Origin of the sequence: Clostridium beijerinckii, from assembly GCF_018223745.1 — a bacterium.
In the GTDB taxonomy this organism is placed as follows: domain Bacteria; phylum Bacillota; class Clostridia; order Clostridiales; family Clostridiaceae; genus Clostridium; species Clostridium beijerinckii.
Genome location: NZ_CP073653.1, coordinates 2914667 through 2936356 on the forward strand (window position 1 = coordinate 2914667; position 21690 = coordinate 2936356).

A 21690-nucleotide genomic window follows, 5' to 3' on the forward strand; every position below is an offset into this window, starting at 1 on the left:
ATGAAAAGACCTGGTTTAACCAGATCTTATTCAACTAATTCATAAGTTTCATTTTTTCCTTCTCCTAAAATCTTATACATTGCGGTTGGATAAATATTATTCTTATATAATTCTGTTTGAACAATTTCCATGTCTATGTCTTTGAATTTGACTGCCTGAGTGCAGCTAATATTAATTTTATTAGGAGCGCTAACTAATTTTGTTTTAATATTTCTTTTAGTTAAATGCTCATATATATATAGTGCTCTCTGATGACAAGTAAATACCATTATATAATCATACTTTTCTGCTTTCATATAAATCGCCTCTATCTGGTGTTATCCTAATATTATTTATAAGATATTTCTACCTTATTGTATGTTCTAAAATTTTAGAAGTGATTCTATATTCCACTTGGTTTCTTTCTTAATAAACGTTCCATAATAGATTGATTCCTTTCAAATTCAAGGTCTTCATATAATTTATTCTTTTCTTCATTTATTGTCATGACTTTCTGTCTAATTATTAGATTTTCATTTTCAAGTTCTAATAATTTTTTTTCTATACTTATCCTAATATCTTTTTCTTTTAGTAATTGATCTTTTGCATCATCCAGCTGCTTTTTTGTATCATCAAATTCCTTTTGAAGATTTTGTTGTAACTCTATAAATACATTATAATTCTCATCTGTCTTACGTTTTTGTTCTAATATTATTGCAATTCTCTCTTCATAATCATCCATGAATCTTTGTTTTTTTTGCAATTGCATATTTAATGAATCAATTTTCCTATCCAAATTTTTCTTTTCTAACTTCACTTTAGATAATTCGAGTTTTAAATTTTGAATTTCCTCATTTTCATTAAATGAAATTTCATTATTAACTTGATTCGTCTCATGTTTCAATGAATTATTCATAGTAAATCTATTTGGAATATATAGATTTAAATCCGGTTCATCTGTTCCGTAAGTCTCTAGTAATTTAACGGAATTATCTCTGTTATAATGCATAAAACAATGGTATCTCATTACTGTAAATTCATTACCTTTATCAAAATATATAGGGCTTTCCCATTGCTCATTATTAAAAAATGAATAAAATATCTTATTTTGTTCTATCCAACAGGCACATAATTCGTTATTTCCAATAAATAATATTGGATCGATTAATTTCATATTACTTTCACGAACTCTGTAAACTTGTATATTACCACTAATATCTATACAAACGTGATCAATAAAATACAATAAATCTTCTCTAGATTTGTTTAATATATGAACATCCTGTTGTTGGTCCCTTAACACTTCAAAAGATATATCATCTCCTTGAATCCCATAAAGTCTTTTAGCAGAAGACCATTTACGATTTTCAAAGTTACAATAGTTTAGTGAGACTTCATCTCCTTCATCTGTGATGAAAAATACTTCAAGACCACTTTGTTCATTTGTGTTTACTAAATAATATTCCTTTAAGTTAGGTACCAAGACGATATCTTGCAGCGAGAAAAATTTCGTCTCTTTTCCATTCCAGGCGCAATGCATTAACACACCGTGATCACTGCCATCATTGCTTATGAGCAAAAAAAATATATGCATTTCTTCTCCAATAATTTCAATCTTTAAATGCTCTATTTGAAACTCATCAAAATCCATTTGATATAGAGTTTTTCCGACCCAATGTTTATCCTTCATTGTGCAATATTTCAATTCACCCTTAATATTGCTGTATACTATATGTATTCTCTCATCCCCCTCAACATAAACAGCAAACCCCAATACTTCATTATTAATCAAATTTTCTTTAGTCCATTTTCCTTCTTCATACATAATTTTATAACACAATTCTCTATTATCATTTCGGAAAAATTTCCATATGTTATCAGTATAATCAACATATATACTATTCATGCCACTCCCTCCTTAATAAAATTATATTTTTAATAGAAGTTTATTATGCTTTTTTGTAAAACTTATTTTAATTTAACTTTTATTATCACCAGCATAATGTAATTTCATATAATGTATTGTAAATGTTGAATAAACTTATGTTCAATAAACTTTTTGAAGAGGAGGAAAATATATGCCCATTAACTTCAAGAAATTTTCGCCACGTCCTGGCCTTGTAAATAAACAAGGACATTTACCAGATCCTTCTGAATTAGTTTGCATTGAAGTACCAAAGATTTTTGATCAATGCCTAATAAAAAGATGTCTTGTATATGGCGATGGTCCTGACACAAATACAACAGATTCTGAATTAAGAAGCAATCCACTAACAGATCCTAAAAGATATATTGGTAGTAGAGATTTTAATTTAACATTAATTTCTGTGGATAAGATTCCACTTGCAGGCAGACCTGGCTTCAAAAAAATAGTTATTTCCTATAGAATTACTTTCTATGCAGATTATATAGATGCAAATGGTGTAAATCAAAGCGAACTGTTCGAAGTTAATAGAACCGATGTAATAGGAAAATTTTATTGCCCTGAATCTATAGCTCAAATTTCTGCTAGCTTTGTTCCTGTTCAAGATGCAGCTGATTTGGATTCTAATATAATAAAACTTGAAATGGTTGCTCAAGCTTTGGCAGGTGAATTATTAGAAGATGAAGAAGGAAACGACGTTTTAGATATAACTTTAGGTTACTATATTGTTGTAAAATGTGAGCTTATTGTTCAACTTCTTATACCAGCTTATGATTATTGTCCTGTTCCAAAAGAACCATGTGAAGAGGAACCAGAGGAAGACCCATGCGAGAGATTTGAAAAGGCTCCAATTCCTAAATTCTATCCTGATCAAAACTTAGAGCCATTATTCTCAGACTGTGATGATAATGATCAATAGTATTATTAACAAAATAATTAACATTATAATTCCAAGGATTATTAGAATTTCTGTAGATAAATAGATATAGGTCTTTTACTAAAAATAGATATAAAGATGTGATGATATCCTTTTATTGAATTATTATATTCAATTATAAAATTCAAGTATTATCATCACCTTCTTTGATAAAGTTCATATATTATAGTAGAAGAACCAAAGAACTCTAAATTATCCATATAGAAATTTTTATAAAAATTTATCTAAATTAAAAGGAGGATTCTATTTATGAATTCAATGTCAAAATGTCATGATAATCATGATAATTGCAGGAAAGAAAAAGATTTATGTCCAACAATTATAAAATGTAGTCAAGCAGGTTCAGTAACAGTTCCACCAGCTACTGTTTTAGGTACTGCATTTCCTCTTACTGCTCTTACTTTAGACACTTCTTGCCTTAAAAATCCTTGTGTAAAGTTAGAGTTTGCAAGTAATCTTGTTGCTGCAGTTGCATTCACAGGAACAATAAATTTCCAAGTATTTAAAGTTTGTAGAAATCAATCTACTCCTGTTCCAGTTGGACCTGCATACACTTTTAACTTAGTAGCATTATTAAGCTCACAAACATTATCTTTCTTTGTTTGTGACTGTGGCGATTTCTGCTGTGATGAGTGTTGCACTTATACAGTAACTGCAACTATTACTAGTGCTGTTACTGTTGGTACTTTAAGTATTAATAATGCAACTTTAGGTGCAATAGCAGCTTGTGGATCAAGTTCATGCTGCTAATAGTAAAATCTAAATTGCTTAAGTCTTTAGATTTAAATATTAATTTGGATATTGAATTGTATTCAAAATTTTATAAAATCTAATATAAATTATTCTTTAATTAGTTGTAAAATCTAGAATTAAAAATAGTTTAAACTCGAGGTTAATGCCTTGAGTTTTTCTATATAAAAAAATAGGAGGAACTATGAAAAAATATTTTACTTTATATTGGCCTGGACTTCAAAATTTTCATCTTACAAAAGATGTAGGTTTAATCCCTTATGTCTTTCAAAAGCATTTAAATTATGAGGTTTCTATTTTATGTGGCAAAAATGAAGAACATTATGATGAAGTATTTACAAAAAACATTACTCTTAATTTTATGGACGACGAAGCTTCAGTGACATCCTTATTGCAAAAAACCGATATCCTTATGTTTATTGGCTTATATGATTTTAATTTAAATATGATAGAAAGATTTAAATCAGTAAATCCCAATGGCAAGATTTACTTAAAACTAGATTTAAATAGATATTGGCTAAATAGAATAACTTTTAATGATCGAAGCATTAATTTGCTAAGTAATAACAGTTTGGTTTCCGTAGAATCAAAAAATCTAAAAAAAATAATTGATGATACCTGGCCGATAAAGGTTGAGCATATACCTAATGGATTTTATGATTTCTTTGATAGTCCATTGATAAATTACAAGGATAAGGAAAATATCATATTAACAGTTGGCAGGCTAGGTTCTTATGAAAAAGCTACTGAAATTATAATGGAAGCCTTTAAAATAGCGTCAGAAAAACTTCCTGACTGGAAATTAAAATTAGTAGGACCCATTGAACCAGGCTTTAATGAATATATTAATAACTACTTGTATAAGTACTATCCTAAGTTACAAGGCAGAGTTATTTTTACAGGCCCTATTTATGATAGAAAGTTACTCATGGAAGAATACAAGAAGTCAAAAGTATTTTGTTTGACTTCGCGGGTTGAGGCTTTTGCTCAAGTATTTGGTGAAGCTGCTTTTAATGGAAATTATATTATATCCTCTGATGTAGAGGGCGCAATAGATATTACAGATGATAAAAAATATGGAGATATCTTTCAAATAAATAACTTTGAGGAACTTTCAAAGAAATTGATTTCAACATGCTCAAACGAAAAGCTACTTGAACAGGTGTGCAATGATATTCAAATTAATACACGAGATAATTTTGAGTGGATAAAAATCTGCAAAAAAATAAACTCTTTCTTTTAGAATATGGCAAAATTAAGATATTTTAAACTCTATTTTTCACGCTTTTTGCTAATTTTCATAAAATACAATAAAGCATTAGTATGATTTTTAGTATGGTTGTTTATAAATAAACAATTACTATATTAATCTATTACAGGAGATATTAAAATAATGTTTCAAAACAAAAAAACTTCAATAATAATCCTAACCTATAATAATATTAATTATAATCAAATATGCCTTGAAAGTATAAGAAAATACACTACTTTAGGCACCTATGAAATAATCATTGTAGATAACAATTCTAGTGATGGAACTAGAGAATGGCTTAAAGAACAAACTGATATTAAACTCATTTTAAATGATGATAATTTGGGTTTTCCAAAAGGCTGCAATCTTGGAATAAATGCAGCTGAAAAAGATAACGATATTTTAGTTCTAAACAATGATACAAAAGTTACACCAAGATGGCTTGATAACCTTAAAGCCTGTCTATACAGCAATGAAAAAATTGGTGCTGTAGCAGCAATTACTAATAATTGTTCTAACTATCAAGCAATAAATGTTCCATATACAGATATAGAAGATATGATCGATTTTGCAGACAAAAACAATATTTCTAATTCAGAGATGTGGGAAGAAAAATCCAGATTGGTAGCCTTCTGCATGTTAATTAAAAGAGAAGTTATTAATAAAGTCGGAACCTTTGATGAGCGGTTTACTCCTGGAAATTTTGAAGATGATGATTTATGCATGAGAATTGTGGATGCTGGATATAAACTCATGGTTTGTAATGATAGTTTCATACACCATTTTGGAAGCACATCTTTTAAGAGTGATTATGCTAAATTTAATAATATTCTAAAAACAAATGCTCATAAGTTTGAAGAAAAATGGGGCTTCAATTCTAATTCAGAAAGTTTATTAAAGTTTGATATTATAAACCGTATAAATGAACCAATAGAAAAAAAATTAAATATTCTTGAATTTAATTGTGGTCTGGGGTCTACCCTACTTAAATTAAAATATATATATCCTAATGCAATGCTGTATGGTATAGAGCCAAATAGAAATGTAGCCAAAATATGTGAAAAAATAATAGAAACAATGACTGGGGATTTTGAAGAAAACTATACTATGAACTTCAAAGAAAGCAAAACTAACTTTTTTGATTATATAATTATTGGGAATAAACTTCAATTTAGTAAGGATCCATGGAAATTACTAACTGAGTTAAAAAAATATTTAAAGCCTGATGGATATATAATTGCCACAATACCAAATTTAATGCATTATTCTGTTATAAAAGGTTTATTAAAGGGAACTTTTATCTATAATCACGATTCCATATTAAATCCAAAGTGCACAAAATTTTTCACATTACCAGATATACAAAAAATATTCGAGGAATGTGGATATATAAATCCATATATATTTCATTACTCTAGAGAAATATCACAAGAAGATGATAATTTTTTAGATCAAATATGTGATATTGTTGGAAGTAATATGAAAGGCTTTTTTATATCCTACCAGTATGTAGCTAAGTTTCAAAACAATACTTTTATAGATACTCAAATCTGAATTCAGACTTATGTGGTATCTTACCGGTACGCCAAGCAAGGGCGTAAAAGATAATGAGGGCTAACCTTCCTCATTATTACTATATAGCAGGTGGGAATCCTGCATGACAAAGGCCATCAACCAGTCATTAGTTAGTCTTGGGCTTATTATGGCGATGTAATAAGTTAAGTGTAGACAAACAAGGTACCAGGCCGCAAGCGAATGCTGAAACTACTAGCCACGAAATTATCACAAAGTCAGAAAGGACGATAATATCGGTAAATTAGAAGTCAGAACATAGATAATCATTATTGCAAGAATATCTGTGCTTTCTCGTGGTTTTAAGGTGTAGCATGGTATACATTGATATAGTACGTCAACTTGGGAGGACTCATTATTCTCTGACTTCAGAGTATGGAAAACAATGATTAGAAATCAGAGGTATTCAAATGATAATGAGTAGTCGGATTACACCATAGTACTGAAGAAATGAGTAATGACCATGGAGGGAAGGGTGTAACATATTATAGACCTTGAAAAGAGAAACAGAAATTCTCACACAGAGGAGGAAAAAAAAATGTACACAAAACTTGAGAGGATAGCAGAAATAGCTGGAAATAATCCTAAAGAGAAATTTACATCACTAATGCATTTAGTTAACAAGGAAATGCTAATTTTATGCCATTATGAACTGAGCGGAAATAAGGCTACAGGAGTGGATAAGGTAACAAAGGAAGAATATGAAACTAACTTAGAGAATAATATTGATAATCTACTAATTAGAATGAAGACTTTTAAATATAGACCGCAGCCTGTAAGGAGAGTATACATAGATAAGTCTGGTTCAAACAAGAAAAGACCTCTAGGTATACCGGCATATGAAGACAAAGTTGTACAATTAGCCATTAATAAAATATTAAAATCAATATATGAACAAGATTTCATTGATAGTTCTTTTGGGTTTAGACAAAATAGAAGTTGTCATGATGCTCTTAAAATCTTAAATGTATATTTATCTGAAAAGAATGTGAATTATGTTGTAGATGCTGATATTAAAGGATTCTTTGATAATGTTGACCACAAGTGGTTGATGAAATTTCTTGAACACAGGATTGCAGACAAGAACTTACTTAGATATATAGGTAGATTTTTGAAAACTGGAATAATGGAAAACGGAAAGTTTTATAAAGTATATGAAGGAACTCCACAAGGGGGAATAATATCTCCAACATTAGCAAACATTTATTTACATTATGTTTTAGATATATGGTTTAATAACTTTATCAAAAAGAAGTGTAAAGGACAGGCGTACATAGTACGCTATGCGGATGATTTTGTTTGCTGTTTTCAGTATGAAGACGAAGCGAAAGCTTTCTATGAAGCATTGAAAAACAGATTAGACAAATTTAACTTGCAGGTAGCTGAAGATAAAACTAAAATATTATATTTCGGTAAGAATGCCTACTATGATAGAAAATTCAAGAGAGCATGAAAGTTAGAATCATATAAAGATAGAACTTTTGATTTTCTAGGATTTACACACTTCTGCAGTTGCAGAAAGAATGGAAGTTTTAGAGTTAAGAGGAAGACTAGCTCAAAGAAATTTGGAGCTAGCATAAAGAGATTGAATGAATGGTTAAAGAATAATAGAACAGTGCCGCTCACATTATTAATGGAGAAACTGACACAGAGACTAATAGGATATTATAGGTATTACGGAATCACTGACAACAGTTTAAGTCTCGCAACTTTCAGATATTTAGTAAGAAAACTAACTTTTAAATGGCTAAACAAAAGAAGTCAGAAAAGAAGTTATAACTGGAGAAGTTTTGACACTATGTTTGAGTGCTTCAAAATACCTAAAGCTAAAATATATGTTAATATTTTCAACTTAAAAGAAGATATATCATATATACTGTGAATTATAATGTGGGGAGCCGTATGCGGGAAATCCGCACGTACGGTTCTGAGAGGGGTTAGGGAAGTGATTCCCTAGTCTACTTACCAAACAATAAATATTTCTGTAACCCCAAGGGTCATAATAATTCGGAAGACTATGGAAACATAGCTGAAATCCCTAAGTTGCAAGTTGTATCCAATTTAGCATGTCACCGCTTTTTGCGTTACAAGCTAAATTGGAAATTTTCACACAAATTCTATTTCTATTTTTTCATTTTTTTTAGTGTTATATACCTCGATTATCATTTGCTTAAAATCTTATGCATAACTCTTCCCTCTCATTCAGACACGCCTCTCTTACTTTAATTATAATTTATTTCAGGAATGTGTCCATAAAACTATACTAGAATCAATACATAGAAAAATATTTATATAGAAATATATATTTATAGGTATCTAGTTTTATATAAACATATTTAAATATTTAAATATAAAAATATTTATAGGAAACATGCGGGTTTGAAGAACATGAGGATTTAAAGCATTTATTTTAAGTATATTTAATCTAAGAAAATTATAGATTAAACTGTCCATATATAACACTTATAAAATAAAAGTGATAATAATAATATGAATATTATAGTCATTTATCATAATTGTAGCAGCTTTAATGATTCAACATATATTATATTAGATAACTATAATAATAGTTAAGTCATTTGAAAACAAAAGAAAATTAAGGAGATGACAAAATGCCTAGTGTAATTCTTAGTCCAATTGCGGATGCATATATATCATTGTTAAATCCAAACACGAACTTTGGATTCTCAAGTCTTTTATTTACAGGAAGATTTGTTCAGCCTAATGACCTATTTAGAAGTTTATTAAAATTTGATTTAACTGGTTCTGTTCCATCCGGAAGTTCTATAGCAAATGCTTCTTTAAATTTATTTGTTTTTAGAAAAGATCTTCCTGATGCTGTTTTGTCTCCACAGACTGTCAGCGTATTTACAAATGCAAGCGACTTTTCTGAAAATACAGTTACGTGGAATAATGCACCGGCAATAAATCCGACAATTTATTCTATAAATGTAACTGATGCAGATATTGGTATGTATATAAGTATTGATATAACTAATTTAGTAATAGATTGGGCAAACAACCCAGCAACAAATTTTGGTGTAACATTAACTGGTATTGAAAATGTAATTGATACAATTATAGGTTACTTCTCAAAAGAGTGGGCAGTTGAAACACAAAGACCATTCCTTAGCATAGAATTCTCATCTGGAGGAACTGGCGCTACTGGTGCTACAGGTCCTACAGGCCCTACTGGACCTACTGGACCTACTGGACCTACTGGACCTACTGGTGCCACTGGAGAAACTGGACCTGCAGGAAATACTGGCAGCGCAGTTACTGGCGCCACCGGACCTACAGGTGATACTGGTGTAACCGGACCTACTGGCGATACTGGTGTAACTGGACCTACTGGTGATACTGGCGTTACTGGACCTACAGGTGATACTGGCGTTACAGGACCTACTGGAGACACTGGAGCAACAGGACCTACTGGCGATACTGGTGTAACTGGACCTACTGGAGACACTGGAGTAACAGGATCTACTGGAGACACAGGAGTAACTGGAGCTACAGGTGATACTGGAGTTACCGGTGATACTGGAGTAACTGGATCTACAGGTGACACTGGAGTCACAGGTTCTACTGGTGCGACTGGAATTACCGGCCCTACTGGAGGCATTGGAATTACCGGACCTACAGGTGACACTGGAGTTACAGGATCTACTGGAGAGACTGGAATTACCGGCCCTACTGGAGACACAGGAGTAACAGGACCTACTGGTGATACTGGAATAACTGGAGCTACAGGAGCTACTGGAGTCACAGGACCTACAGGTGATACTGGCGTAACAGGACCTACTGGCGATACTGGAGTAACAGGACCTACAGGTGACACTGGAGTTACAGGTTCTACTGGTGCGACTGGAATAACCGGACCTACAGGAGATACCGGAGTAACAGGATCTACTGGAGACACCGGAGTTACTGGACCTACAGGCGACACAGGAGTTACTGGAGCTACAGGTGATACTGGAGTTACTGGTCCTACTGGCGATACTGGAGTAACAGGAACTACAGGTGATACTGGAATTACCGGCCCTACTGGAGACACTGGAGCAACAGGAACTACAGGTGATACTGGAATTACCGGTCCTACTGGCGATACTGGAGCAACAGGCCCTACAGGTGACACTGGAATAACCGGTCCTACTGGCGATACTGGAGTTACCGGACCTACCGGTGATACTGGAGTTACCGGACCTACCGGTGATACCGGAGCAACCGGCGATACTGGACTTACTGGACCTACAGGTGATACTGGAGTTACCGGACCTACTGGAGACACAGGAGCAACCGGACCTACTGGTGATACCGGAGTAACAGGATCTACTGGTACGACTGGAATTACCGGAGCTACAGGAGATACTGGAATAACCGGACCTACTGGAGACACAGGAGTAACTGGAGCTACAGGTGATACTGGAGTTACCGGTCCTACTGGCGATACTGGAGCAACAGGATCTACAGGTGATACCGGAGTAACAGGACCTACTGGTGATACTGGAATAACTGGAGCTACAGGAGTTACTGGACCTACAGGCGACACCGGAGTTACTGGAGCTACAGGTGATACTGGAGTCACAGGTTCTACTGGTGCGACTGGAATAACCGGACCTACTGGAGACACTGGAGTTACTGGACCTACTGGCGATACTGGAGTAACTGGATCTACAGGTGACACAGGAGTAACAGGACCTACTGGCGATACTGGTGTAACAGGATCTACTGGAGACACAGGAGCAACAGGCCCTACAGGTGATACCGGAGTAACAGGACCTACCGGCAACACAGGAGCAACCGGAACTACAGGTGACACTGGAATAACCGGACCTACAGGCGACACCGGAGTAACTGGAGTCACAGGTTCTACTGGTGCGACTGGAATAACCGGATCTACTGGTGCAACCGGAGCTACCGGAATTACAGGTTCCACTGGATCTACTGGCGCAACTGGAGCTACTGGAGTTACAGGTTCCACTGGATCTACTGGCGCAACCGGAGCTACCGGAATTACAGGTTCCACTGGATCTACTGGTGCAACCGGAGCTACCGGAGTTACAGGTTCTACCGGATCTACTGGCGCAACCGGAGCTACTGGAGTTACCGGTGTAACTGGACCTACTGGCGCACCGCAACTAGCCTTCACCGATGCTGGCGGTACACTTGCTGCTTCTATTACTATTGGCACTGAAACCTCAGTAGTAAGTACAAATATAAGTACGACAACTGGTCAGAATGTTAAAGTTGATTTTGCAGTTGGCATTCAGGTAGTTACTACTGCAAATTCTTCCATAGTCTTCCAATTAAGACTATACAGTAATGGTACTTTGGTTGCGTCCAGAGAAGTTGAGCGAGTAATTTCAAGTGCTGGAACTCAGCGTTTCCCTGTTAGTAACACTTACGTTGACACAGCAACGACAACAGGAACAACGACCTATGACGTAAGACTTGTTTTTCTAACAGCTACTAATGTCGCTTCTGCCACTGCAATTAATAGATATTTAAACTGTATAGCTTTCTAATGATTTTTTAATTTTTATAAGGATGCTCTTCTTGAGCATCCTTTCCTCTGTTTGTTTTTTAATAAAACAGAATCTTTTTTCCTTTTATATAGAAATATATTATTTCACATATATTAAAGCAAGGTAGATTAACTACTACTGCTGACCAAAAAGTAAAATTAGACTCTTTATTAGCAATTCAATCTGTATCAAAATATTTTTACTACCATATTATATAGTGTAAAACTTTAAAGAAGGTGGTTATTTGATAACTATTAGTCTCTGTATGATAGTTAAAAATGAAGAAGATGTAATTGCAAACTGCTTGGAATCAGTAAAAGATATAGTCGATGAAATGATAATTGTTGATACTGGCTCTGATGATAAGACAAAAAAAATTGTTAAAAGATATACAGATAAAATTTATGATTTTAAATGGATTGATGATTTTTCTGCCGCAAGAAATTTTGCTTTTAGTAAAGCTACCAAAGATTATATTCTTTGGTTAGATGCTGATGATGTTGTATTGCCTGAAGATGGCGAGAAATTCAAAGATTTAAAAGAAACTTTAGATCCTACTGTTGATTCTGTAACTGCCAAGTATAATACAGCATTTGATGAATACGGAAATGTCACTGCAAGTTACAGGCGTAATCGCCTAGTTAAGAGGAGTAATAATTTTCAATGGTTTGGCTTCGTTCATGAATATCTAGCAGTTGGGGGAAATATAATCAATAGTGAAATTGCAATAACTCATAGGAAGTTAAAACAAACTCCAAAACGAAATCTAGAAATTTATCAGAATAAATTAAAAGAAGGAGTTGTATTTACACCAAGAGATATTCTCTACTACGGTAATGAATTATATGACCATAGAATGTTTGATGAAGCATTGCAATACTATAATAAATTTTTGGATTCAAAGCAAGGCTGGTTTGAAGATAATATCAGAGTCTGTGAAAAAATATGTGATTATTATCAATCAATAGATAAGGTAGAAGATGGGAGAAGATATGCATTTAGGAGCTTCGAATATGACACTCCTAGAGCTGAAGCTTGCTGTAAAATAGGCTTTTCTTTTTTACATGAAAAGAAGTATAAGCAGTCAGCTTTTTGGTACGAACAGGCTACAAAACTAGAAAAACCAAAAGACAGCTGGGGATTTTTCAATGATGCATGTTGGACATGGTTACCTCATTTACAACTATGTGTTTGCTATGATAGACTTGGAGATCACAACTTAGCATATGAGCATAATGAAATTGCTGCCAAATTTAGGCCTAATGATTCACGCATACTATACAATAGAAACTATTTTAAAAGTATAGGAATTGGTTAAAAAAGTACAGAGTATCTTTATGTTACTCTGTACTTTTTTATTAAACTTCAAGTAACAATAGCATTATGAAATTCATAAAATATATTAATTTTAAATTGTCTATTATAAATAAACCGAATATTTTAAAGAACCTATTTAATATTATAAATAGCTGCTACAGATGTAATAAAAAAACAAATGAATTTAAGTTATTATTGCCAAATTGAAAGGTGGCTTATGGTTAATGCATGTCCAAAAAGTTTTAACAAATATTACTTGTAAAGAATATTGTACTTCTCATAATTATAAATATTCTGTTATAAAAGAAGCACATCCTCAGAAAATATACTTGCCAAATTATAGTGATAATACCGAAGAGATTGCGTCTATAGATAGTAAATTTCCTGAAATTTATACAGCTGAATTATCTAATGTAAATTTAATTGGTGCTAACCCTATAATTTTTGATGATAAAAATTTTTGTATCTATGATTTAGCATTTAAGAATCATGAGAATAAATTTGATTTTAGAGGCAATAACATTTTTGACATGAGAAATCGTCAAGCTTTTATTGGTTATACTGAATCATCTAAAATTATTAAGGAAGGAATAATGCTTACTTCCAGTGCCTCTTCTAATTATTCCCACTTTCAAATTGAAGTAGCTTCTAAATTATTACTTGTAAATGAAATTTCCGAATATAACCACATTCCAATATTAGTTGATGCGATTTGTCTTACTATACCTCAGTTAAAAGAAGAATTGGAAATGTTAAATAAGCAAGGAAGAGAGATTATCCCTTTAATTAGCGGTTATAGTTATAAAGTAAATAAACTAATATACGTTTCGGATTTAGCGATTTATCCCTTAAATCTAAAACCGGGCTTTTTAGTAAAATATGAAGATATTATCATTGATGATCTGGCTATTAAACCTCTAAATAAAAATTTATCAATGCAAAATAATAATCTTCATAGAAAATTATATATTTCAAGAAGAAAATCTCCCATACCAAGGTTAGAAAATCAAATTGAAGTGGAAAATATTTTTAAATCCTTTGGTTTCGAAATTATATTTCCTCAAGATATGTCTTTTCATGATCAATTGCAGACTTTTTCTGAAGCAGAATTCATAGCTGGTGCATCTGGTGCTGGACTTACAAATGTAATATTTGCAAATAAAAATGCAAATATAATATTTATACAGCCAAAAAACATTCAATCACCATGGTACTCAACTATAGCTGGTATATCTGAATTAAAATACTATTTTCTAGATGGAGGTCTTTCAGGGCACTCCAATATGCCATATTATCAAGGTACTTTTATATTAAATGAAGAATATTTAAGAAATTTTCTAAACACTCTCTTAAAAACTAACTAGATAAACTCTTTTATTATATTAATATGATAAAAGTAGTTTTAAGTAACTAAGCTGTTAGGGAAGGTGCAGTATCAAATGGTAATAAATATAAATGAAAATAAAATCGCATTTATTACGTGCGTAGATGATGAAGCTTCATATGAAAGAAGTCTATCGTATGTTAATAAACTTCCAGTACCTAGTGGTATTGAAATTGAAATAATAGCCATAAGAAATGCCAAAAGTATAGCTTCTGCATATAATGAAGCAATTCAAAAAAGTGACTCTAAATATAAGGTTTATCTTCATCAAGATGTTTATATACAAAATAGCAATTTTATAAATGAAATATTAAATATATTTAAAAAAGATTCAAATATAGGGCTTATTGGTATGGTTGGAGCAAAAATCATTCCAGTATCAGGAATATGGTGGGAGGATTCAAAAAAAGTAGGAAAAGTCTACGACAGTCATAGTGGAACCATGGACTTATTAATTTTTAATGAAATTAATGATTTATATTCCGAAGTAAAAGGAATAGATGGATTTATGATGATAACACAATATGATCTTCTCTGGATAGAAGATATTTTTGATGGATGGCATTTTTATGATGCCTCACAGAGCATTGAATTTATAAAAAAGGGCTTTAAGGTAGTAGTTCCTAATCAAAAATTTCCGTGGTGCATTCATGATTGCGGAATTGTAAATACAACAAACGGCTTTGAAGAATATCGCAATAAGTTCTTGGATACTTACTCTAAAGACATATTTCCTTTAGTCAGCATATTAATTCCTGCTTACAATCAGACTAAATATCTAAAGTCTGCACTTGACTCCGCACTAAACCAAACATACCGAAATACTGAAATTATTATATGTGATGATAGTACTACCAATGATGTACAAGCTTTGATTGAACAATATATGTTAAAAAACAATAAAATTAAGTATTTTAATAATGGCGGTCCACTTGGTCATAGAGGTAAGCTTAACGTTAATAAGTGTTTTAGAGAGTCATCAGGTGAATATATAAACTATTTATTACACGATGATCTTTGGGACTTTAATAAAATAGCTAAAATGATTGATTATTTTCTTTATGATGATACCCTCTCTCTAGTAACAAGTTATAGAAAAATGATTGATGAGAATGGTAATTATTATAACGATAATTTTAGAACTGTCTGTCAATATTCTTATGATACTCTCTTAACCGGAGAAGAAGCTGGGAAAAAACTTCTTTTATCAATGATTAACTATATTGGTGAACTGACTACTGCTATGTTTAAAAGAAAAGCCTTGGAATTTGACTGTGAAAACCATAATTTAATCGACTATGATAAATACCAAATATACTGTTTAGGTGATATATCCTTGTGGCTTAAATTATTGCAAAAAGGAAATATGATGTATATTTCTGAACCTTTAAGTAATTTTAGAATTCATAATTCTCAGAGCATTCAAGATACCACTTTAGCTTTCTGGGCTTCACTTGATTTTTTTAAGCTGATTATTTCTTCATATGAAGATGGATTTTTTCTTAAAGATAAAAGAGAGCTTCTACAAAGTCTTTTAGCATGGTATAAAGAATATAATGGAGACCTCATTAGATTTATTGAACAATATAATAATGAAGCTGAAAATAATGAAGAAGTAATGAAACTTAAAGATGAATATATACGTTGTTACACTAAATTTATAAATATATTATTAGAGTAATTGCATCATTTACTAAACTTAAGCTTATATCAATCGAAGTTTAATATAAGATACTATCAAATAATAAATAACAAGTCCACTTGCAAGGCTATTTGGGACTCGTTATTTATTTGATAGTGCCTTACTTCAATGTTTTGATATAAGCTTAAGTCCAATAATTGTTTAAATTATTTATATTGATAGGTAATTTTATCTTATAAATAAAGTATATATTGATCATATGCCACAGCTGATGCACCGAAACCTTCCTTTTGATTTATTAATCCTTCATTTAGATATCTTCCCTTGTTTTCATTTGATATACCAAAATCAAAATATTCTTTGTCCTTATAAATTTCATTAATTAACTTATCAAAAATAATATCTAAAGCACCTATTGCTTTACCATCTTCTGATGCCGATATATATTGAACATGAACATTTTCCTTATTTTCATAAACTACTACTCCGCCTAATAAAGTATTATATTTGTAAGAACAAAACAACTTTATATTATTAGGAAAGATACTAGCAAGACTTTTAATTTCATTTACTGTATGAACAGGTCTTGATTCATGTTTTTCCATGAGATTCTGCTCTAAAATCACCCAATATTTATCATAGTCCTTAGTTTCTAAAAAAATTATATTATTTTTTAAGGCCTTATTTATCTGTCTTTTCCTTCTGGTTTCATAATCATTCCTTCTATCTAATTTTATTGAAGATGAAATATTTCTAATATGCAGTTTAGCATTATTTATAAATAATGCATATAGATCCTCCTGTGAAGGAATCTCGTGATAAATATACGGAATAGGCTTATATAGGACTGTTTTAATATTTTTCCCTTTACAAAAATCAATTAATAAATTGAACATTTCTAACATAGTAGTTGTTTTCATTTTCTTATCTAATATAAAGCCACCATAGGTTAACCCTTCATGGCTTATAAGCTCATTACCTTCTATATTTGCTGGAAGTATCCCTATCAAATTTTTCTTATTGTCGTAAAACATAAGAGACATATCAGTAAATCTATCTTTATGATAATCCATATATTCTCTCATAATAAGAAATGTAGCGTTTTTACTTTTCCTTACAAATTCATTCCAAATGCTTTTTTTATCTTCACTATACACTTCTAAATCCATTAAATAATTACGCCTCCAAAATTGCATAGCCAAAGCCTGTCTTACCATGCCTGTTTCCATTATAAAACATGTAAGTTTTATTATTGAATTTTACTATATTAGGATAACAAATCATTTCTGAATCCCAGCCACTTTCCGATTTTTCAATTCCTGCTTCTTCATCTAGCCTTGTCCAATCAAGCCCATTTTTTGATGTTGCAAATCCAATTTTATATGGTTCATTGGTGCTTCTTATTGAATACCACATTTTATACATATCATTTTCCTTTATAACCCATGGCCTTCCGAAACCATATTCATATTCATTCTTGAAGCTTATACATGTATGATTTTCACTAATCCATTCAATTCCATCATATGAATAGGCATATTTTATAACATATTTAGGATAGCTTTTATCATTTACTAGAATCCAGTTTATAGCAGAAACATACCAGCATTTAAAAATATTATCTTCTACTATTATGCTGGTTGCAGAACGCAAATACGGTTCTTCTTTCGTTCTATCAAGAACGGGTACCATAGAGGCTTTAGTAAAATTCTCCCCATCTTCGCTTGTAGCTAAACCTGCAAAAAGCATATACGGTACTCTTTCACATCTTTGCCACCCATAATAATATAAATATTTTTTGTTATCCACTGTTAAGATGCAGGATGGATTAACCCCAGAATCGTCAAAGGTCCCAATATCTCCTATATCTAAGACTGGCTTCTCACTTATATTTTTTATATTTTTTAAGTTTAACATGTCCACATCAATATAACCGATTCTACCATACATTTTTCTATCCAGTGTGGCAAAATAAATTCTTATAGTGTCATTACTTATAATATCTGCAGTTGGTATGAGTGCATAGCTCTGCATCCACTCAAATTCACCTTTAGGTGAAAATATTAACCCTTGCTTATTCCATTTCATAAAATCATTCCTTTAAAGAATTCTTTGTTCTTTCAGATAAAAATTCCACATCAGATGCTTTACCTTTTACAATTTTACCACTCTCAATATCCTTTAAAACTAAAGCACCTGCCCCAATAATACAGTCACTTCCTATATTAATATTATTTATTATCGTTGCATTAACCCCTATAAAACAATTATCGCCTATATTGCAAAATCCGGATACAACTGCATGAGATGCTACAAAGCAATTATCTCCAAACCTTGAATGATGGCCAATATGATTTCCACTCCATAAGACAGTATTATTCCCCAATTCAACAAATGGCTGCACCACATTATTTTCAAATATAAAGCAGTGTTCTCCCATCTTTACATTTTTCCATACAAAAGCATGTGAACTAATATATGAAGCTAATTTATATCCTTTATTCTTGCATTCCTTCATTAACCTCGTCCTTAATCTATTTAATTTCTTATAGACTGTCGCAACAAAAACATAGTGATTCTCTGGGTCATACAACTTTTCTATATCTTCAAGAGGAATAACTGGTAATCCAAGCATTTCTTTATCTTTTAAATAATTTTTTTCAACAGAAAAGGCTACAACCTCATAATCAGAATCATAAGTAAAATATTCATATGCTATTTGCGCAAATGCGCTATCACCAATAATTATTAATTTTTTATTTTTATCCATTTATTTATCCTCCTAATTAAGGTTTTATAATTAATATATCTTCTCTCCTGTTTGCCATTGGAAGCTTTTTATCCTGAGGAAGTATATAACTGTCAAATCCTGCTAGCCTACACCTTTGAATAATTGACATTACAACTGAGTCATCCATATTTTTTGCCTCAATATTGTTGAATTTTACTATAGGTTGCTCTTTAGTACCTGTGAAATTTTGATGATACTTTATACCTTGATTTGAAGAAAAAAATCTTTTTCTTTTTGATATATTAGGGATATCTCCAATAAGCATTACTCCTAATTCTTTTAAAAGAGTAAGTGAAGTATCAATAAAATTGAATATACTTTGTTCAGTAAATGCATATTGAATTACGCTGTAAGTTATAATACAATCAATTTTTCCTATATAATTTTCTATAAATTTTTCACATGATTTAGGATAATATCCTTTGACTTTTAATATAAAATCATATTCCGGCAGATGATTCAGCATTTCTTCTGAATCAATGAGTATTAACTTATGCTTATTTGTCTTGCAGTATTCAATTAACATTAAAGTTAAGTTACTACAACCGCATCCAATATCTAAAATTGTTTTATTTTTTTCATCTTCCATTCCAAGTTTAGTTATTATGTCATCAAATATAATTTTTTCCTTATTCTGTCTATATTCAATTGGAAAACCAACTTTTTCAATATCATTTAATTTATCATTTTGGGCTAATTCCTTAAATTTTTCATAACTCAAATCCTCAAATATATCTGATTTTAAGTCCACATTATACCTCTCCTTAAATATTTATCATATATTGCAAAAATGATTCTTCATCATAATATTAAATGTATTTCAAGAATTTTAGTCGTGATTGTGAATTGCAACATATATATCATACTTTCTAATTTATGTTTTTTATCACAATTATAGACCATCCAATAATTTTTTATTAAAAATGCTATTAATATAAAATCAAATAAAAAACAAGTTTATATTCTAAAATTTGCTTTTAAATTTATTCTATGTAAGCTTTAAGTACACTTTCTTACTATCAGCATAGAATATATAGATGAGCTAATTTTTTTATGATATGGAGATGAATAAATGTATAATTGTTCCATGTTTAAATTTTTAAGTATAAATAGCAACTATGGAAATCTAACGCCTATTGAGGAGGTATTTGATGTTCCTTTTGACATAAAACGAATTTATTATATTACTAATGTCCCACATGGTGTATCAAGAGGTTTTCATGCTCATAGAAGACTTCATCAGGTGCTCATATGTATAAACGGCTCTGTAAAAATAAAATTAAAAAATCCTAAGGAAGAATCAGAAGTTATATTAAACGACTCATCTGATGGATTATATATTGGTCCTTACGTTTGGAGAGAAATGTATGATTTTAGTGAGGGTGCGATTCTCTTAGTACTTGCATCTGATTATTATAATGAAAATGATTATATACGAAATATTGATTTTTATATGAATGAAGCTGCAACTAGATATTAGGAAGTGATTTTATGAAAATACCTTTTTTAAAACTTGAACAAATGCATGCTGAAATAAGAAATGAAATTTTATCTGCTTTCGAAAAAATATATGATAAAAATATCTTTATTTTAGGAGATAGTGTAACTGCTTTTGAAAGAGAATTTGCTAAATACTGCAATGTCGCCCATTGTATAAGTTGTGGAAATGGATTAGATGCACTTTCAATAATTTTACAAGGATATGATATTGGAGAAGGTGATGAAATTATTGTACCTTCTAACACTTACATTGCAACTTCACTTGCTGTTTCTTATGTTGGTGCTAAAGTTGTTCTGGTAGAACCTGATATTAAAACCTTTAATATCGATGTAAATAAAATTGAAGCTGCTATTACTTCAAGAACGAAAGCAGTTATTGCAGTTCACTTATATGGTAGACCTGCAGAAACAGATAAAATAAAATTATTATGCGAGAAATACAACTTAAAGCTAATTGAAGATGCTGCTCAGGCTCATGGTGCTATATATGGTGGAAAGAAGGCAGGCAATCTTGGTGATGCAGCTGGTTTTAGTTTCTATCCCGGAAAAAATTTAGGTGCATTAGGTGATGGTGGAGCTATCTTAACAAATGATGATATTTTGGCTAAGAAGGTCCAAGCTATAAGAAATTATGGATCAACAATTAAATATTATAACGAATATAAAGGAGTTAATTCCAGGCTAGATGAAATACAAGCTGGATTTTTGAGCATAAAGCTTAAGTATCTTGATAAATGGAATTTTGATAGGCAAAAAACTGCTAAACTTTATTTAGAGGGAATTAATAATAATAAAATAATTCTTCCATATGTAGACTCTGTTCAAGAATCCATATGGCATGTCTTTCCTATAAGAACAGAATTTAGAGATGATCTACAAAGTTATTTGAAAACTAATGGAATTGGCACTTTAATTCATTATCCAGTACCTATTCATCTTCAAAAGGCCTATAAAGATTTAGGATATAAACCAGGCGATTTTAAAGTGGCAGAAGATATATCAAATACCGAATTAAGCTTGCCTTTGTGGTATGGAATGAATAAAAATGAAATTAATTATATAATAGATACTTTAAACAAGTGGTAAATATCGCGAGAATAAAATTTTTTTCTTTAGT

At 31.3% G+C, this 21690-nt stretch carries 18 protein-coding genes; 12 read left to right on the forward strand and 6 right to left on the reverse strand.

Annotated features, from left to right (window positions below):
• Positions 1 to 26 precede the first annotated feature (26 nt).
• Together KEC93_RS13260 and KEC93_RS13265 are read right to left on the reverse strand one after the other, a co-directional pair.
• Positions 27 to 296, reverse strand: coding sequence for a putative Se/S carrier protein (locus tag KEC93_RS13260; RefSeq protein ID WP_012058792.1), 270 nt, complete (start codon positions 294 to 296; stop codon positions 27 to 29).
• Positions 297 to 382: 86 nt separating this feature from the next.
• Complete coding sequence (locus KEC93_RS13265) at positions 383 to 1885, reverse strand: hypothetical protein (RefSeq protein WP_077869116.1); 1503 nt, start codon at positions 1883 to 1885, stop codon at positions 383 to 385.
• A 172-nt stretch (positions 1886 to 2057) separates the two neighbouring features.
• Between KEC93_RS13265 and KEC93_RS13270 the strand changes: the two genes are divergently transcribed.
• From KEC93_RS13270 to KEC93_RS13310, 10 genes are all read left to right on the forward strand, one after another.
• Positions 2058 to 2822, forward strand: a complete 765-nt coding sequence (locus KEC93_RS13270; RefSeq protein ID WP_012058794.1) for a hypothetical protein — start codon at positions 2058 to 2060, stop codon at positions 2820 to 2822.
• A gap of 267 nt (positions 2823 to 3089) precedes the next feature.
• A complete protein-coding gene (locus tag KEC93_RS13275; protein WP_012058795.1) occupies positions 3090 to 3590 on the forward strand; it encodes a DUF4489 domain-containing protein in 501 nt (166 codons plus the stop codon).
• 184 nt (positions 3591 to 3774) lie between these two features.
• Positions 3775 to 4833 (forward strand): glycosyltransferase, encoded by a 1059-nt coding sequence (locus KEC93_RS13280; protein WP_012058796.1) that lies wholly within the window; start codon positions 3775 to 3777, stop codon positions 4831 to 4833.
• Positions 4834 to 4983: 150 nt separating this feature from the next.
• The gene (locus KEC93_RS13285; protein WP_012058797.1) at positions 4984 to 6396 is read left to right on the forward strand and encodes a glycosyltransferase; all 1413 of its coding nucleotides are present in this window, start codon (positions 4984 to 4986) and stop codon (positions 6394 to 6396) included.
• 556 nt (positions 6397 to 6952) lie between these two features.
• Positions 6953 to 7867 carry a group II intron reverse transcriptase/maturase gene (ltrA, locus tag KEC93_RS13290; protein WP_012059836.1) on the forward strand — a complete coding sequence of 305 codons (915 nt, stop codon included), beginning with the start codon at positions 6953 to 6955 and terminating at the stop codon, positions 7865 to 7867.
• 180 nt (positions 7868 to 8047) lie between these two features.
• On the forward strand, positions 8048 to 8296 hold the full coding sequence (locus KEC93_RS26520; protein ID WP_238953652.1) for a hypothetical protein: 249 nt from the start codon (positions 8048 to 8050) through the stop codon (positions 8294 to 8296).
• A gap of 730 nt (positions 8297 to 9026) precedes the next feature.
• Positions 9027 to 11939, forward strand: coding sequence for a DNRLRE domain-containing protein (locus KEC93_RS13295; RefSeq protein WP_077868945.1), 2913 nt, complete (start codon positions 9027 to 9029; stop codon positions 11937 to 11939).
• A 265-nt stretch (positions 11940 to 12204) separates the two neighbouring features.
• On the forward strand, positions 12205 to 13257 hold the full coding sequence (locus KEC93_RS13300; RefSeq protein ID WP_023976830.1) for a glycosyltransferase: 1053 nt from the start codon (positions 12205 to 12207) through the stop codon (positions 13255 to 13257).
• Between the two features lie 223 nt (positions 13258 to 13480).
• On the forward strand, positions 13481 to 14620 hold the full coding sequence (locus KEC93_RS13305) for a glycosyltransferase family 61 protein (protein ID WP_077868946.1): 1140 nt from the start codon (positions 13481 to 13483) through the stop codon (positions 14618 to 14620).
• Positions 14621 to 14695: 75 nt separating this feature from the next.
• Positions 14696 to 16321, forward strand: coding sequence for a glycosyltransferase (locus KEC93_RS13310; protein ID WP_012058802.1), 1626 nt, complete (start codon positions 14696 to 14698; stop codon positions 16319 to 16321).
• Positions 16322 to 16515: 194 nt separating this feature from the next.
• On the opposite strand, the gene KEC93_RS13315 is transcribed toward KEC93_RS13310, so the two are convergent.
• From KEC93_RS13315 to KEC93_RS13330, 4 genes are read right to left on the reverse strand one after another with little or no spacing between them, the layout of a single operon-like run.
• A complete protein-coding gene (locus KEC93_RS13315; RefSeq protein WP_077868947.1) occupies positions 16516 to 17451 on the reverse strand; it encodes a GNAT family N-acetyltransferase in 936 nt (311 codons plus the stop codon).
• Positions 17452 to 17458: 7 nt separating this feature from the next.
• Entirely contained in the window at positions 17459 to 18370 is a 912-nt protein-coding gene (locus KEC93_RS13320; protein WP_077868948.1) for a glycoside hydrolase family protein, read from the reverse strand.
• Between the two features lie 4 nt (positions 18371 to 18374).
• Entirely contained in the window at positions 18375 to 19052 is a 678-nt protein-coding gene (locus KEC93_RS13325; protein ID WP_065416742.1) for an acetyltransferase, read from the reverse strand.
• A 16-nt stretch (positions 19053 to 19068) separates the two neighbouring features.
• Complete coding sequence (locus KEC93_RS13330) at positions 19069 to 19824, reverse strand: class I SAM-dependent methyltransferase (protein WP_065416741.1); 756 nt, start codon at positions 19822 to 19824, stop codon at positions 19069 to 19071.
• Positions 19825 to 20145: 321 nt separating this feature from the next.
• On the opposite strand from KEC93_RS13330, the gene KEC93_RS13335 reads away from it, so the two are divergent.
• Entirely contained in the window at positions 20146 to 20553 is a 408-nt protein-coding gene (locus KEC93_RS13335; protein ID WP_077306898.1) for a sugar 3,4-ketoisomerase, read from the forward strand.
• 11 nt (positions 20554 to 20564) lie between these two features.
• Positions 20565 to 21659, forward strand: a complete 1095-nt coding sequence (locus KEC93_RS13340; protein WP_077868949.1) for a DegT/DnrJ/EryC1/StrS family aminotransferase — start codon at positions 20565 to 20567, stop codon at positions 21657 to 21659.
• Positions 21660 to 21690 lie beyond the last annotated feature (31 nt).

What these genes read in the sequence shown, in the direction of transcription:
- KEC93_RS13260 (WP_012058792.1), bottom strand. Translation starts at nt 296, where the DNA reads ATGAAAGCAGAAAAGTATGATTATATAATGGTATTTACTTGTCATCAG.
- KEC93_RS13265 (WP_077869116.1), bottom strand. Translation starts at nt 1,885, where the DNA reads ATGAATAGTATATATGTTGATTATACTGATAACATATGGAAATTTTTC.
- KEC93_RS13270 (WP_012058794.1), top strand. Translation starts at nt 2,058, where the DNA reads ATGCCCATTAACTTCAAGAAATTTTCGCCACGTCCTGGCCTTGTAAAT.
- KEC93_RS13275 (WP_012058795.1), top strand. Translation starts at nt 3,090, where the DNA reads ATGAATTCAATGTCAAAATGTCATGATAATCATGATAATTGCAGGAAA.
- KEC93_RS13280 (WP_012058796.1), top strand. Translation starts at nt 3,775, where the DNA reads ATGAAAAAATATTTTACTTTATATTGGCCTGGACTTCAAAATTTTCAT.
- KEC93_RS13285 (WP_012058797.1), top strand. Translation starts at nt 4,984, where the DNA reads ATGTTTCAAAACAAAAAAACTTCAATAATAATCCTAACCTATAATAAT.
- ltrA (WP_012059836.1), top strand. Translation starts at nt 6,953, where the DNA reads ATGTACACAAAACTTGAGAGGATAGCAGAAATAGCTGGAAATAATCCT.
- KEC93_RS26520 (WP_238953652.1), top strand. Translation starts at nt 8,048, where the DNA reads ATGGAGAAACTGACACAGAGACTAATAGGATATTATAGGTATTACGGA.
- KEC93_RS13295 (WP_077868945.1), top strand. Translation starts at nt 9,027, where the DNA reads ATGCCTAGTGTAATTCTTAGTCCAATTGCGGATGCATATATATCATTG.
- KEC93_RS13300 (WP_023976830.1), top strand. Translation starts at nt 12,205, where the DNA reads ATGATAGTTAAAAATGAAGAAGATGTAATTGCAAACTGCTTGGAATCA.
- KEC93_RS13305 (WP_077868946.1), top strand. Translation starts at nt 13,481, where the DNA reads ATGCATGTCCAAAAAGTTTTAACAAATATTACTTGTAAAGAATATTGT.
- KEC93_RS13310 (WP_012058802.1), top strand. Translation starts at nt 14,696, where the DNA reads ATGGTAATAAATATAAATGAAAATAAAATCGCATTTATTACGTGCGTA.
- KEC93_RS13315 (WP_077868947.1), bottom strand. Translation starts at nt 17,451, where the DNA reads ATGGATTTAGAAGTGTATAGTGAAGATAAAAAAAGCATTTGGAATGAA.
- KEC93_RS13320 (WP_077868948.1), bottom strand. Translation starts at nt 18,370, where the DNA reads ATGAAATGGAATAAGCAAGGGTTAATATTTTCACCTAAAGGTGAATTT.
- KEC93_RS13325 (WP_065416742.1), bottom strand. Translation starts at nt 19,052, where the DNA reads ATGGATAAAAATAAAAAATTAATAATTATTGGTGATAGCGCATTTGCG.
- KEC93_RS13335 (WP_077306898.1), top strand. Translation starts at nt 20,146, where the DNA reads ATGTATAATTGTTCCATGTTTAAATTTTTAAGTATAAATAGCAACTAT.
- KEC93_RS13340 (WP_077868949.1), top strand. Translation starts at nt 20,565, where the DNA reads ATGAAAATACCTTTTTTAAAACTTGAACAAATGCATGCTGAAATAAGA.